We start from the raw sequence: 13,989 nt of genomic DNA on the forward strand, positions 1-13,989 counted from the left end.
ATGAGTTAATGAGTTATGGAGGGAGGCGCTCTTTTATTTCTTCGAAGTGTTGCAGCGTTTTGCAGCAGGAGCAGATGATCGACTGTGGTGTTTCGCGTCAGTTGAGCTTCTAGACGACTCAAATTGATCAGGATCGAGTCCGGTACACAGAGTGTCACCCAGTCTTCGCTAGTCAGAGAATCGGAGCTTGGTCATTCGGATCGCCGAGGACTGATATTTGGTAACGACGAGGGGGCAAATCCTATCGGAAGGACCTAAGGAGGAACGATGGAAAAGGCGAAAAAGGCGAAGAGGGGTAAGGTCGTTAAAGCCAAAGACTTTGAGTCCATGACAGTTAGTCAGGTCATGGAGAAGGAAGTCCAGTCCGTTCGTCTGAGAACGAAGGGAGATGTGATTGCGTCGCTCATGATCGAGGGCTTTGGGGCCGTCCCGGTCGTCGAGAATGGGCGCAAGCTGACCGGTATTGTCAGCGAACATGATTTACTGGGGGCGGTAGACGATGGTCATCGACTTGGCGCGGTTTTGGCGAAAGATGTCATGACTTCCAACCCCTACTCAGTCAGGCCTGAAACGACGCTCGGAACGTTGGTCCATGTGCTACGCGTAAGCGATTTGGTTCGCGTCCCAGTCGTGGATGACAAGGATAAATTGGTCGGTATCATCGCGAGGCGCGATGTCTTGCGAACCTATCTCGCCACTGGCGGCAAACGATAACAGTGAGGAGCGTATGAGACAAACCGAATTCTTTCTGAAGGCCTGCGATCCGAAGACCTTGACGGTGGGACAGCTGATGCAGGACGCCGTCACACGATGCACGTCGCGCACTGACGCCTCGGCGATCGCCCACATGATGACCCATCGGAACTTTGGGAGTCTTCCGGTCGTGGAAGATGATGGCACATTGGTCGGGATTGTGACCGAATATGATCTCCTCCAGGCCATGCTGGAGGGGCGTGATCTTAGAAAGGTTCTTGCGACTGAGATCATGTCGGTCCATCCCGTGACTGTGACAGAGGATCAAACCCTTGCCCAGGTAGCCGATCTATTCCAGAATCGCTATTTGACTCGTGTCCCGGTTGTCCAAAATAACAAGCTGGTGGGGATTCTTGCCAGGCGAGATCTGTTGTTCGGTTATATGAAGGCGTCCCAGTATTGGTCCTAGCAGACTGTTGCAGCTTATATTGACCGTACTTTCAAACTAACTATGGGTCGCGGCAACGTCAGCTTTCTCTCCTTGTCCCAGTTTATCCATCATCACCTGCTCTGGCTGTTGATCGGCGCCTACACCCTCTCTGCCATCTGGCCAACCGCCGGCCTCTGGATTCGAAACGTCAGTTTCGGCGATCTTCGAATCGTCAATGAGAACCTGCATATTTCTCTTCTCCTGCTCTTGCTGGCCACCTTGATGTTCAATGCAGGGTTGGGGGTCAAGACTGCGCACCTCAGATCATTGACCAAGAAGGTAGGGGTCTTGTTTGCGGGGCTCACCGCGAATCTCGTCATCCCCATGGCCTATATCTTTCTGGTCACCCTTATCATGCGGCTGTGGTATGAGCCGGAGGAAGCCCAACACATCCTCGTTGGGTTGGCGTTGGTGGCGTCTATGCCGATTGCCGGGGCCTCAACCGCCTGGGCACAAAACTCAAATGGAAATCTAGCGCTGAGCTTAGGATTAGTCCTCGCCTCGACCATCCTCAGCCCCATCCTGACGCCTATCGCCCTGTATACGTTCGGGGAGATGGCTACGGAGGAATATGAGGCGGTCATACACACACTCGCTGCGTATGGATCAGGAGCGTTCCTGGGGCTCTGGATCGTATTGCCCTCTCTGCTGGGCCTTGCGGTGCGCTTCGTGGCGCCTGAAGCCCAACTAACGGCCATCATGCCGTTCATCAAACTGATCAATGCAGTTGTCTTGTTGCTGCTGAACTATTCGAACGGATCGGTGTCCCTTCCTCAAGCCATCGCGGACCGAGATTATGACTTTCTGGCGGTGACGCTGGCCATCACTGCGGGCCTCTGTGTCACGGCCTTTTCCTCTGGTTATGGGTTGAGTCGATTGTTCAAGGTCGATGAGGCTGATCGCGTCTCGCTCATGTATGGATTGGGGATGAATAACAACGGGACCGGGCTGGTCTTGGCCTCTCTTGTGCTTGGCTCGTATCCACGAGTCATGGTCCCCATCATTCTGTACAACCTGGTGCAGCATCTCGTGGCAGGAGGCGTGCATGAAGTGACAGGCCGGACCATTGGGAAGCAATAGATAGAAGGACACTGAGGGAACTAACAGATCAGAAACTTTCATTGCCTTCGGCTTCAGCGGGAGATTCCGACTAAGGCACCCGCATGGGTCAGACCTCCGCCATCTGTTGAACATGGCTTCCAGTGCCGTATTTTTCTTCGAATAGGAGTGGCAGGGATCAGGCAGGAACCCCAAATAAAGCTCCAACCCCAGCGGTCACGGCCATAGCCAAGGCGCCCCAAATGGTCACCCGCGCGGCAGCGGTCATCACGGAAGCACCTCCGACGCGCGCCGCCAGGGAACCTAAGAGAGCAAGAAATACGATCGAGCTTCCAGAAACAGCCCACATCAGCGCAGAGACGGGCACCAACAGAACTACCAGGAGAGGGAGGGCAGCGCCAACGGAAAATGTGACAGCCGAAGCCAGTGCGGCTTGAACCGGTCGTGCGGTGACGATGTCGGATATGCCCAGCTCGTCACGCCCATGCGCGCCGAGTGCATCATGTGCCATCAGCTGGGTTGCGACGTTGGATGCGAGTTCTGCGTCGAGCCCACGTGCAACGTAAATCGCGGTCATTTCCCGGTGTTCTTGCACCGGGTTTGCTGCTAACTCTTTGCGCTCCCGATCTAGATCCGCGCGCACGGTGTCGGCTTGTGAACTCACCGAAACATACTCACCAGCAGCCATTGCCATGGCACCAGCCACAAGACCGGCCACGCCCGCGGTCACAATACTCGTTGAACTCGCGCCTGCCGCCGCGACGCCTAAGACGAGACTTGCCGTGGAAACAAGACCGTCATTGGCGCCAAGAACAGCCGCACGGAGCCATCCAATGCGGCGTATGCTATGTGTTTCAAAGTGCGGCATGGCAACGGTTTACGAGTTAGTCAGCGGTGGCCAGCACGGGAAACCTCGCGAGGTAGTCTCACGGGTCTAATAGGGACAAGTCTACTGCAAAATCGTAGATGGGGCTATCGATCCGGAGATGATACGGGGAGTGCATGTGAGAGGGGAGAGAGCAGAGCGAATGATGAAACCTGAGAGATCAGACCGCTCTTGTTACTCACGGAAAGAATGGGCGGGTTAGAACGTGGTGATTGAGCAACACACGGAGCACGAATGCTAGATGATGATCTCGCAAGGTTGGAGAAAGACTTTCAGCGGGATTTCGCGGTCATCATGCCCTTGGATGTGCTTGCCGCGAAGCTCTTTGAGCGCGGCCACAATCTGTGGCAGAAACGTGGCCTCATATCCGAGTGCGACCATGAATAGGGTATTGGTATGGGCGTCGGGATCGGCTGAGTGGTTGGCATCGGGGACGGTCCCAGTTACACCACTACCTCCCACGCCTGAGATGACCGTATATCCTTTGATACCCACCTTCTTAAACATGGCCAAGATCTCGCTCTCCAACCTCTTTCCACAGACAATGTGAAGCATCTTCATGGGAGTCCCCTTCGACGTTGTGATTGTGGTCAGAGAAATCGTGTAGGTAGCGTATCACAGGGGGAAATCCCTCACAAATGCTGTGTCATATCGTGCGGTGGAGCAGGCAAGACACTCCCATTGGCTTCGGGGGCCGCCGAGTGCAGGAAAACCCTTCTCCGCCAGTAAATTGGACGAGGACAAGTTCGTGATGAAGAGTCGGGATGATATCGCACGGTATATGAATCCCCCATAAGATTATCGAGGCCTAGTGGTTTATGAAACGGCGCCAGGCACAACAGCTTAAGGGATGTTGTGAAAGGTTAGCCGAGATCCCACATAGGAGTTCTTTCTTGAATTATTACGAAGATTACGGTTAAGCCTTTGAAGAAGGCTACGTCTAGAAACACGGAACAAACAAGGGCTTTTTGAACCTTTTGAGCCCATACCCTGCGTTCTAAGAAATCGCAGGTCAGTCGTCGTCGGAGGCGGTTGTATACTTTTCATGTGTCTGAATCCAATCTGGCGAAAAGAGCAGTCATGCAAAGGCGCATCGCAGTTTTTGACGAAACGGGAACCAATAATCGCCCCCAGTCAGACGATCTGTCCGGATTCGGAGTCGGGGCCATAATATTCCCGTTCGATCATGTGCAATCTCTGTCACTTGCCTCAAAAAGTATTGGATCGCTCGTTAAGAATGGAGACTATAAATACAAGGATGTGAAGAATTGCGAGCCAGCAAGAGAGCTGTTCATTCGGACCATTAACTCTACCGATCCACCTGTAAACCTCTACGCTTTCTACGCTCACGGAGCTTGTATGACCCATGAGATCACGAGGACGAAGAAGGCCGCAGCAATTTACGGTAGGGAATATGGAAAAGAGTCCTCTCCCAGAGGAAAGGGATTCACCACCTTCGACTCTTTCATCACGTATATGGCATCGTGCATTGTTGCACACGCAGCAAGTAACAATTACGCCATAGATATTTATTGGGATCGACGTACCGATTTGGAACAAATCAAGGCTTCGTTTGATGAGAACGTTAAGCTTCAATCTGCCACGCGGCGGTATAGAGATGTGGCTAAAAAAGTGAATTTTTGCGGTGCTGTGACCCAAGAACTCTATCCAGTAGTTCGTCTGTCGGGTGTACTCGCTGGTGATATTTGGAATTATTTTGCAACCCATGGCCATAGAATTTGGTCTAAGCTTGACCAAGCGGGGTTGATCGATGAAAACAACCCCCCTCTCGATATCGATCATCCCTTATTAGCAGGCCCAGTTTGTGTTGCCACGATGAATGAACGACTCGCTGATGCGGAACCGTCGAAACTTGGGGCAAACGTGATGCTACAAGGCTACTACAAGCGTTTTCTGAAGAGCGTGGAGCATGAAAACCTCATTACTTTTGGTGCCCCCAATGGTCTGCTCGGAAATATTTTGATCCGCAATGGCAGTCAGTGGAGTATATATCAGTTGCCTGACTGAACAGCTTCATGGATTCCCACCTTGAGTCCCAGCATCTTATTAGTCCTCATCATCGGTTGCTGCTACCAGGACAGGGCAAATCACCCCCATCTCGCCCCATGTTGGGGGAGTTGTGAGTTGTGGTTTCTTGTGGGGTTAGGTTGTCTGAGGTAGAGCTATTTGAATTTGTAAAGCGCGGGTCGCGCGACTCACATAGCTCATCTTGTCATCGGCCCTTGACTCATCAAAATATATTGTTATACAGTTTACTCATGGTTACCAGTGCTCTCTCAACCAAGAAAGCGGTTGCGCTGTTTCACGCCCTGTCGGACGAGACGCGCTTGGAGTTGCTGGACCGTTTGAAAGACGGAGAACGATGTGTCTGTGAGCTGATGGATTCGATGAAAGCCGCGCAGTCGCGTCTCTCGTTTCACCTCAAAGTATTAAAGGATGCCGGGCTGGTCGAGGATCGCCGGGAGGGGCGGTGGATGTATTACTCGCTCAGTGCTCAAGCAATTGAGGAGCTGGAGGATTTGGTGGGTTCTCTCAAAAAAGCAGCCAAGTCAGCAGTCTCTGCGGGCCGCTGTTGCTGATTTTTTTGGTTCTTGTACATCAATATTTCTTGATTGGATGTTAATCATGAATGACGCACAGACGCTCAAAGACGAAATCAAGACCAGATACGGTCAGGCGGCTCTGCAGGCGCAGAAGCAGGAGCGGCGTTCCTGCTGCGGGACGGGGACTGTCTTGCAGGCGGGGCAGCTCGATCCTATCACCGGCAATCTTTACAGCGACCGCGAAGCGGCCACACTGCCTCAGGATGCCGTGGCGGCGTCGTTGGGGTGCGGGAATCCGACGGCGTTGGCACAGATCGCCCCTGGGGACACCGTCTTGGATTTGGGATCCGGCGGTGGCATTGATGTGCTGCTCTCCGCACGGCGGGTCGGGCCGACCGGTAAAGTCTACGGTCTGGACATGACCGACGAAATGTTAGATCTCGCGCGAGCGAATCAGGCGAAGGCCGGGGTGACGAATGTAGAATTCTTGAAGGGTGACATCGAACATATTCCGTTGCCAGACAACACGGTTGATCTCATCATTTCGAACTGCGTGATCAATCTATCGCCGGACAAAGATTTGGTGTTGGCTGAAGCCTTTCGGGTATTGAAGCCAGGAGGGCGGCTGGCTGTATCGGATATCGTGGTCCGGGGGGAGATCCCGCAAGCAGTCCGGCGTAATATCGAGCTGTGGGCCGGGTGTGTCGCTGGAGCATTGGAGGAGCAGGAGTACATCACGAAGTTGAATCGAGCCGGGTTCGAGCAAGTCTCGATCGAGCCGACTAGAGTCTATACGGCTGCCGATGCACGGGAGCTGTTCGAGGGAACCGATCTCGACCTCAATACCATTGCGCCGCTCGTCGATGGGAAGTTCCTCAGTGGGTTTGTCCGGGCGACGAAACCGGAGGCCAGTCCCGTGGCCTGTTGCTCAACTACCTGCTGTTCATGAAACAGCGCGTGTTGTTCCTCTGTACGGGGAATTCGGCTCGCAGCCAGATGGCGGAAGGATTACTTCGTCATCTGGCTGGGGATCGATTTGACGCCTTGAGCGCCGGCACGTATCCCGTCGGTCTGAACCCCGGAGCTGTGGCGGCCATGCGTGAGTTGGGCATCGATATTTCCGCCCAGCGGTCCAAGCGGATGGATGAGTTCGTTGACCAGGCGTTCGACTATGTCATTACCGTATGTGATCGGGCCAAGGAGTCGTGCCCCCGTTGGCCACATACGGGGCGGTTGCTTCATTGGAGCTTTGACGATCCCGCTATCGTAACAGGATCTCCTGAACAACAACGTCAGGCCTTTCGAACGGTGCGGGATCACATCAAAACCCACCTCGAAGAATTCCTCTCGACCAGTTTTAGGAATTCACACCAGAGATCTTCTTAAGCGCGCAACGGCTGAGGACCCTCGCCCTAGGGCCACAATATCGCTTGCTCCCAGATGGAGACTTCGCTATACAGGGCGGGTCGACAGCCTCAACTTCAGTAAGGGAGGAATGCGAATTATGAAACGAATGCCGGTTGGAGCGTTGCTGAGTGGACTCGTTAGTCTATTGGTGATGGCCGGTTGCGCATCGGAGCAGGCCTTCGTGGAACCAACATCGGCAAGCCCGTTCGTGTCGTCGGCTCCCTCTGAGCCTGCCCCCATTGGGCCGTCGGATTTCTTGACGGCGTGTCTCGCCAACATTTCGAACGAATCCAGCGAAGGGGCGAGGATGGTTGCCGAACAAAGCTGTCAGGATAGTGAAAGGCTCCATCAAGGTATCGTAGGAACAGCCCTCGCGAAGAGCGCCAACCGTGTATCCGCCGGGACGCAAGGTGATTCGCTAGACGCCTGTATGGCACGTATCCCCACCGAGGCAACGGCAGGTCAGCGACTGTTGGCGGAAGAAAGTTGTAAGCGTGATCAGTTCATACATCACTGAGTGCAAGATTTAACGGTCAACGGACTATGAACTGTGATTGAGGCATGGGGACCAGATAAGAGGCGGTCGAGTTTCCCCACCACCACCGTATCAATCTCACCCTTGAATGTTGCGTTTTGGAGTTCCTGAAACGCTGGGCGTTGTAAATTGGTCGCGCTGTAACGGTCTTCGAACCAGTGAATGGTTTTCAGCCGTTGCCGTTTATGCCATGTCTCAAGCTCAGCGCATTGACTATCAATCCTTCGTCCTTTGGGTGAGGACACGCGAATATAAAGAGCAGCACTCATACAAAAATGGGTACAGACGATTGTGCAGCCTGTCAATTAGCTAGAAACCTATGCAAGGGGAAGGGGTTCAGGATAATAAAAACACAAGAACCTATTTGCAGGGCAAGCAGGATTAAAAACAAAGGAAGTGGCAACAATGTCGTTGCATAAATATTCTCACAGGTTATTAATCCTACCAATTTACTAGAAACTGGTGTATGAACGATTGGCAACCGCAGAAAAAAATAAAAGTGTTATCGTCCATTTATTTGGTGTCAGGCAGCAGCAGAGTGCTCGGCAAAACCAATTGATCCAGGTCCTCAATATGGCGTAGAGAACAAAGGCTTATTAGTAAAAATAATTGCACCAGTGATAAGTTCGATTTGTCACTGGAAAAACAAAGCAACTGACTTGTTTCATTAATTAAAGTCACCATCTGTGATGGTTCTCGCGCTAACAGGTTTGAGTGTTTCTCTCATACACCTGCAAAATTAATGGCGAAGCCCGTAATATTCAGGATTGAAGTTGGTGGGGTCTATTAACGCTAAGCAAAACGAAATGGGGTATCTATGGTAGATATAAGCTTTTTGTTAAGCGGAAGACATTGGGACAATTCAACCCTTCACTATACGTTAAGCAGCAGTTTTCTGACGGGAAGCGATATTAGAATATCCCACATTAATAGCAGCATATCAGGCAAGATAGATTTACCAACTATTGCAAACGGCAATTCCTCTCTTGCTCTGGCGGCGATGACTGCATGGTCGAATGTTGCCGCCATTACCTTTCAACCGAGCAGCAATCCTGCAAATGCCGACCTTGCTATTTTAAAAGCTGTCGTTATTGGTGCTCCAGTAGGACTTACCGCATCATCCGTGCATATCAGTCCCGAACATTTAAACGGAGCAGCGGTTTTTCTGGAAGACAACCAATCGCTCTGGGCATATCTGCACGAGCTTGGTCATGCCCTTGGATTAGATCACCCAGGTCATACAAATCCATCTCTTCCTGCTAGTGATCCACATTACAATACCAACACTACCATTATGTCTTCAAACTATGGTGGTCGTCCTGCCATAACTCCGATGATTTATGATATTGCCGCTATTCAGTCTATCTATGGCGCAAACACATCTCATAATAGTGGTAATACCACTTATCGTTTTTCCGGTAACTACACTGCCGAAACCATCTGGGACAGTGGTAACAACGATACGCTCGATGCATCACAGAATCTTGTTGATGGCTCAGCAAGAACCAGTCCGGTAACACTAGATCTGCGCGAAGGGTTTGACGCGAATGGTAAGCAATATTCAAGCAAGGTTGGAAGTCAAGTTTTATTTCTGGCTTTCAATGCCAATATCGAAAATGCCGTTGGTGGTTCTGGTGGTGATTCAATCCAAGGCAATGGTTTGGCTAATAAATTAACTGGCGGAGCTGGCAATGACAGTCTAAAGGGAGATGCCGGCAATGACGAACTGCGTGGTGGCAAGGATAACGATACACTTATTGGGGGTGCGGGTGCAGACAAATTCATCATTAATAATGGCGATGGGTTGGATACAATATATTATGGGCAGCAGAACGACCGCATCGTCTTCAACGGCACCACCTTGCAAGGGACGGCAACCTACACAGGAAACGGTGAATACTCTCTCCTCGGTTACAAACTGTCGCAACACGGCTTTAGCTTAGAAATCACTTCGCCGGACGGCAAAACAAACATGGAGGCCTACCAATTTTTTACGACCTCCAACGGTGTGTGGTTTGACACTACTAATATTGGCATCACCGTTCCCGGAATTTATAAGTCGACTGGTACTCCAAAAACTTTCACCGGCACGGAAAAGGATGATTTCTTCAATCTAGTCGGTGGACCGAATATCGTTAATGCGCTGGGTGGCAATGACACAATCCATGGCGCAAGCACTGTCGATGGGGGGGCAGGAAACGATTATATCAGAGGCACCGGCGCGACCGACGTGCTGAACGGGGGAATTGGTGATGATGTCATATTAAGCAATGGTGGTTTGGACACCATACATGGCGGCAGTGGCAATGACCGCATCTATAGTGGTGGCGGTGAGCAGAAAATATTTGGGGACGCTGGCTTTGATATTGTCGATTACGCATCTTCTCAGGCTGGTGTGGAAATAAATTTAGCACTCACCACCCGACAAGAGGGCTGGACCTATAACTACGCCTATGGCGATATTCTTTCCGGCATCGAGGGGATTAGCGGTACTGGTTGGGGAGACACCCTTATCGGCGACTCAGGAAACAACCTTCTAATTGGCAGGGGTGGTGCCGATACGCTGACGGGTGGAGCGGGGGCAGATGTATTTAAATATAACCACCCTACTAGTTCCGGAGGTGATATCGGAATTAGCACCATTAACCGTGACATCATAACCGATTTTGCAAATGGCGTAGATAAAATTGATCTCAGTGATTTTGCCGGGACATTCGCTTTCAGAGGGACAGGTGCATTCACTGGCACCGCTCATGAGGTGAACTATGCCAAGGTCGCTGGGAACACCATGATCGGCTTAGATATAGACGGCAACAAAACCCTCGATGCTCAAATTCAATTACTCGGGCTCCACACCATGATCCCCAGTGATTTTGTGGTATAATCGAGCAGTGCGGTAAAAACTTCTCTCTACTGCACCCCGCCTTGCAATACCCACCACATCTGGACGGTGTCCAGCACTTGAACTGGTCGAAGCCCGCTGTCCATAAGATTTAAGGTTAGTGTTGTTAGGTCACCCGCAGCTGGACGAATGTGGACGATTTCATGCAGGAAGTTGCGAATGCACGTCTCCATGATGGCGTTCATTACCGGAACAGTGGCAAGGTGGGGACCGAGATGGGAAAACAGATCGCTCGGCTGGCAATTGAAAAATACCGACTGGCACACAAATAATAACTACGGTTCCATGATAATGCGTCCGCTCGATTTCTCTTCCCCTTCACTCCATTTCGCCACAGCCTGCGCCATTTCTTCCAGCCGCTGAGCGGCACGGCCAAAGACGCTGTCGGACGGGTAGGTCCCATCAAGGTCTCGTTCGCCGGCTGCAACGCCCGTGAGCAGTTCCAGCGCTTCTTCGATTGTGTTCACGGCATACACGGAGAAGTGTCCTGATTCCACAGCCTCGACGACGTCGCGCCGAAGGGCCAAATGCTTGGTGTTGCGAGCGGGGACGATCACGCCTTGTTTGCCGGTCAACCCTCTGCGGGAACAGGACTCGAAGAACCCCTCGATCTTTTCGTTCGCGCCCCCAATCGGCTGGATCTCGCCCAACTGGTTGACGGAACCGGTCACGGCCAGCCATTGATGGATCGGCAGATCGGCGAGGCTGGAGAGAATCGCGGCGAGTTCGGCCACCGCAGCGCTGTCCCCTTCCACTTCCGAGTAGGTTTGCTCGAATGTCAACGAGGCGCTCATGGCGAAGGGGTGGGATCCGGCAAATTTCCCGGCAAGAAATCCAGCCAGTGTCATGACTCCTTTGCTATGGATCATCCCGGCGAGTTCCGCCTCGCGCTGAATGTCGATCACGCCCTTGGTCCCGATGTAGGTCCGAGCCGTAATGCGCGTGGGACGTCCGAACGAATAGTCGCCGAGCTGATGGACTGAGAGGCCGTTGACCTGGCCGACGACGTCGCCGTCGAGGTCGATCATCAATGTGCCTTCTTTGATCTCGTCCTGGATCCAGTGTTCTTCCAAATTCGAGCGATGGCGCTTATGTGAGACGGCGGTATCGACATCCGCGCGAGACACGAAGGAATGGCCTTCTTTCCTAGCCCAGTATCCCGCCTCGCGGATGAGATCGCTCACGAGGCTGAACCGCAACGACAGTCGGTCATGTCGATCGGCGAAGCGAAGCCCCTGCCTGATGATTTCAGCGACCGCATCGACGCCGAAGTGCGGGAGCCCTTCCTCGCGGCAGAGTTTGGCGATGAACCGGGCATATTGGCGATCCTGCTGCTCGCTTCTCTCCACCTCGGTGTCGAAGTCCACCTTCACCTTGAAGAGCTTGCTGAAGTCTTCTTCGTACGCTTGCAGGAGATGGTAGAGAATGGGCGGCCCGACCATAATGACTTTTACATTCACCGGGATCGGTTCCGGCCTCAGCCCCGCCGTCGAGAATCCGTAGAATTCTCCGGGGTCTTCGATCTTCACCTCTCCTGTCTTGATCACGCGCTTTAACGCCTCCCAGGAAAACGGTTGGCGCAGCATGTCCAAGGCATTCACGATCAAGTAGCCACCGCTGGCCAGCAACACGGCACCCGCGTGGATCTCCGTGAAATCGGTGTACATCACCCCCATGTGCGCCCGCCGTTCGATCTTCCCGATCAGGTTCGTATAGGTCGGGTGAGATTCGTCGATCACGGGGGCGCCGTCCGTCGGGTCGTGCTGTACGATGAGATTGACGAGAAAGCGCGATATGTCCGGACGTTTGAATTCCAAACCTGGGATGGCGAGGGTGGGTCCCTCGCGAGGAAGAAAATCCTTGTAGTGGTGCACGATGTCGTCACGAACACGCTCTAAAAACGTCGAGAGTGCCGGGATGTCTTGATAGGCCCGCCGCATGGTTTCGTAGCGGCCCTCCAAGACATTGGTGACCAGCTGACGGTCGAGGTGGCGCTGCTGGTGTTCAGCTTCCTTCTCAAGGCCGTGGATGCGGACATGGAATTCGCGGATTTCTCCTTCGAGGGTCTTGCGTCGTTCATTCAGGTCCCGCTGCTCCTCCTCGGTCATCGCCTCAATGTCGGCGTCTGCCATGGGCTTGCCGGCCTTGAGCGGCACAATCCCGAAACCCACTGAGGTCTCTTCAAAGCCGAATCCACGAGTCCGGCTGAATTCCGTTAATTCATGGAAGAGCGATTTTTTCTTCGTATCGATGTCGTCGTGCAGTTTGGCCTTGGTATCAAGATATTTCTTGCTCTCAAACGCCATGGGAATATCGCGTCGCAATCCATCGATGAACCCAGCCGTTTCTCGTTTAAACGAGGCCCCCTGTCCTGCCGGAAGAGCCAAACAGATCGGTCGAGAAGGGTCCTGGAAGTTATTGACATAACACCAGTCAGACGGAGCGAGCGCAGCCTGGGCCATGCGCTTGACCATCTGCCGAACGAGCGTGCCCTTTCCCGTACCGACTGGACCCGAGACGTAGAGGTTAAATCCGGGACTCTTCATGTTCAGCCCGAATTCCATGGCCTCGACAGCCCGTTCCTGTCCAATGATGTCAGTGAGGGGCTCCAGCTCGCCGGTATCCTTGAAACCAAGCTGCCCAGGGTCGATCACAGGGGCGAGCATCGAGACGGGAACTTTGAATTTGTCCATTGTCATCTAGAGCACCTTCGCTATTGGCGGCAGAAGAGTGACAACTGTTGCCTGTGGACCTTTGTCCCCCTGTTCAAGGCCGAAGACGACTTCAGTACCGTCCTCGAGTTTCTTGAACGTGAGCCCCTGCAGGGCATTGGCATGAAAATACACCTCGCCGCCTCCTTCTTTAAGGATGAAGCCGTATCGTTCCTTGGGGAAGAGCTTGCAGATCACGCCGCGATGGGGCGGCACGGGCGGCAGGCGCACCTCGGTTTTCGCTCGTTTTTCACGATACTTGCGGAGTTCGATGCTGATTGCTTGAAACGCAGACCGAATGGCCTCCTCAAACGTCTTGTCTTCCTTTCTGGCCGTCAGCGTGTGGCGTCCCGGCAGGGTGACAACAACGAGCGCTTCCGCGACATTTGCGAGTTTCTTGTGGCGCCGGTTCTTGATCAACGTGACTCGACCGTGAGTCAAATCGTCATGCCCTCGTCGGAGGTCATCCATTCGAGCTTCAATCTCTGTCTTCCAACGGGGGGTCATGGCAACGTTGCGGCTTTGTATTTCCAGTTCCATTGTGCCTCCACATCGTAATAGTTCAGTCTCTTTCACCGACTGGAGATCGCAAACGATATGCCGACAGGACAAGGGCTAAGGGGTATCGGTAAATCAGCAAGGGCTGGGTGTTTTATGACCCCAGTCATTCCGACCGATTCCAATATGGGGCATTTGTCCACAGTGCCACTCTGACCGGTGGAGCTCAATGCGACAGCGTGCG

The 13,989-nt window shown here is 52.9% G+C and carries 14 protein-coding genes; 9 read left to right on the plus strand and 5 right to left on the minus strand.

Annotated features, from left to right (window positions below):
• Window positions 1-267: 267 nt before the first annotated feature.
• The 3 genes from E8D52_00375 to E8D52_00385 are packed head-to-tail and all read left to right on the plus strand — an operon-like array spanning window position 268 to window position 2,263.
• Window positions 268-714, plus strand: coding sequence for a CBS domain-containing protein (locus tag E8D52_00375; protein ID TKB70589.1), 447 nt, complete (start codon window positions 268-270; stop codon window positions 712-714).
• On the plus strand, window positions 635-1,162 hold the full coding sequence (locus tag E8D52_00380) for a CBS domain-containing protein (GenBank protein TKB70590.1): 528 nt from the start codon (window positions 635-637) through the stop codon (window positions 1,160-1,162). Before E8D52_00375 ends, E8D52_00380 begins: the two co-directional genes overlap by 80 nt.
• Window positions 1,163-1,204: 42 nt before the next feature.
• On the plus strand, window positions 1,205-2,263 hold the full coding sequence (locus tag E8D52_00385) for a Na+-dependent transporter (GenBank protein TKB70591.1): 1,059 nt from the start codon (window positions 1,205-1,207) through the stop codon (window positions 2,261-2,263).
• 157 nt (window positions 2,264-2,420) lie between these two features.
• On the opposite strand, the gene E8D52_00390 is transcribed toward E8D52_00385, so the two are convergent.
• Window positions 2,421-3,110 carry a VIT family protein gene (locus E8D52_00390; GenBank protein TKB70592.1) on the minus strand — a complete coding sequence of 230 codons (690 nt, stop codon included), beginning with the start codon at window positions 3,108-3,110 and terminating at the stop codon, window positions 2,421-2,423.
• Window positions 3,111-3,365: 255 nt separating this feature from the next.
• The gene (locus E8D52_00395; protein ID TKB70593.1) at window positions 3,366-3,689 is read right to left on the minus strand and encodes a hypothetical protein; all 324 of its coding nucleotides are present in this window, start codon (window positions 3,687-3,689) and stop codon (window positions 3,366-3,368) included.
• 519 nt (window positions 3,690-4,208) lie between these two features.
• On the opposite strand from E8D52_00395, the gene E8D52_00400 reads away from it, so the two are divergent.
• From E8D52_00400 to E8D52_00420, 5 genes are all read left to right on the plus strand, one after another.
• Complete coding sequence (locus tag E8D52_00400) at window positions 4,209-5,156, plus strand: hypothetical protein (protein ID TKB70594.1); 948 nt, start codon at window positions 4,209-4,211, stop codon at window positions 5,154-5,156.
• A gap of 251 nt (window positions 5,157-5,407) precedes the next feature.
• The gene (locus tag E8D52_00405; protein ID TKB70595.1) at window positions 5,408-5,728 is read left to right on the plus strand and encodes a winged helix-turn-helix transcriptional regulator; all 321 of its coding nucleotides are present in this window, start codon (window positions 5,408-5,410) and stop codon (window positions 5,726-5,728) included.
• Between the two features lie 43 nt (window positions 5,729-5,771).
• Complete coding sequence (gene arsM, locus E8D52_00410; protein TKB70917.1) at window positions 5,772-6,641, plus strand: arsenite methyltransferase; 870 nt, start codon at window positions 5,772-5,774, stop codon at window positions 6,639-6,641.
• Window positions 6,638-7,078 (plus strand): arsenate reductase ArsC, encoded by a 441-nt coding sequence (locus E8D52_00415; GenBank protein ID TKB70596.1) that lies wholly within the window; start codon window positions 6,638-6,640, stop codon window positions 7,076-7,078. Before arsM ends, E8D52_00415 begins: the two co-directional genes overlap by 4 nt.
• Before the next feature lie 118 nt (window positions 7,079-7,196).
• Window positions 7,197-7,616 carry a hypothetical protein gene (locus E8D52_00420; protein TKB70597.1) on the plus strand — a complete coding sequence of 140 codons (420 nt, stop codon included), beginning with the start codon at window positions 7,197-7,199 and terminating at the stop codon, window positions 7,614-7,616.
• Here the strand turns inward: E8D52_00420 and E8D52_00425 are convergent.
• On the minus strand, window positions 7,610-7,903 hold the full coding sequence (locus tag E8D52_00425; protein ID TKB70598.1) for a recombinase family protein: 294 nt from the start codon (window positions 7,901-7,903) through the stop codon (window positions 7,610-7,612). The two genes, E8D52_00420 and E8D52_00425, sit on opposite strands and share 7 nt — an antisense overlap.
• Before the next feature lie 548 nt (window positions 7,904-8,451).
• On the opposite strand from E8D52_00425, the gene E8D52_00430 reads away from it, so the two are divergent.
• Window positions 8,452-10,518 (plus strand): hypothetical protein, encoded by a 2,067-nt coding sequence (locus tag E8D52_00430; GenBank protein ID TKB70599.1) that lies wholly within the window; start codon window positions 8,452-8,454, stop codon window positions 10,516-10,518.
• A gap of 293 nt (window positions 10,519-10,811) precedes the next feature.
• On the opposite strand, the gene E8D52_00435 is transcribed toward E8D52_00430, so the two are convergent.
• Together E8D52_00435 and E8D52_00440 are read right to left on the minus strand one after the other, a co-directional pair.
• Window positions 10,812-13,235 (minus strand): ATP-dependent protease, encoded by a 2,424-nt coding sequence (locus E8D52_00435; GenBank protein ID TKB70600.1) that lies wholly within the window; start codon window positions 13,233-13,235, stop codon window positions 10,812-10,814.
• Window positions 13,236-13,787 carry an HPF/RaiA family ribosome-associated protein gene (locus E8D52_00440; GenBank protein ID TKB70601.1) on the minus strand — a complete coding sequence of 184 codons (552 nt, stop codon included), beginning with the start codon at window positions 13,785-13,787 and terminating at the stop codon, window positions 13,236-13,238.
• Window positions 13,788-13,989: the final 202 nt, after the last annotated feature.

Source organism: Nitrospira sp. (assembly GCA_005116745.1).
Taxonomy (GTDB): Bacteria; Nitrospirota; Nitrospiria; order Nitrospirales; family Nitrospiraceae; genus Nitrospira_D.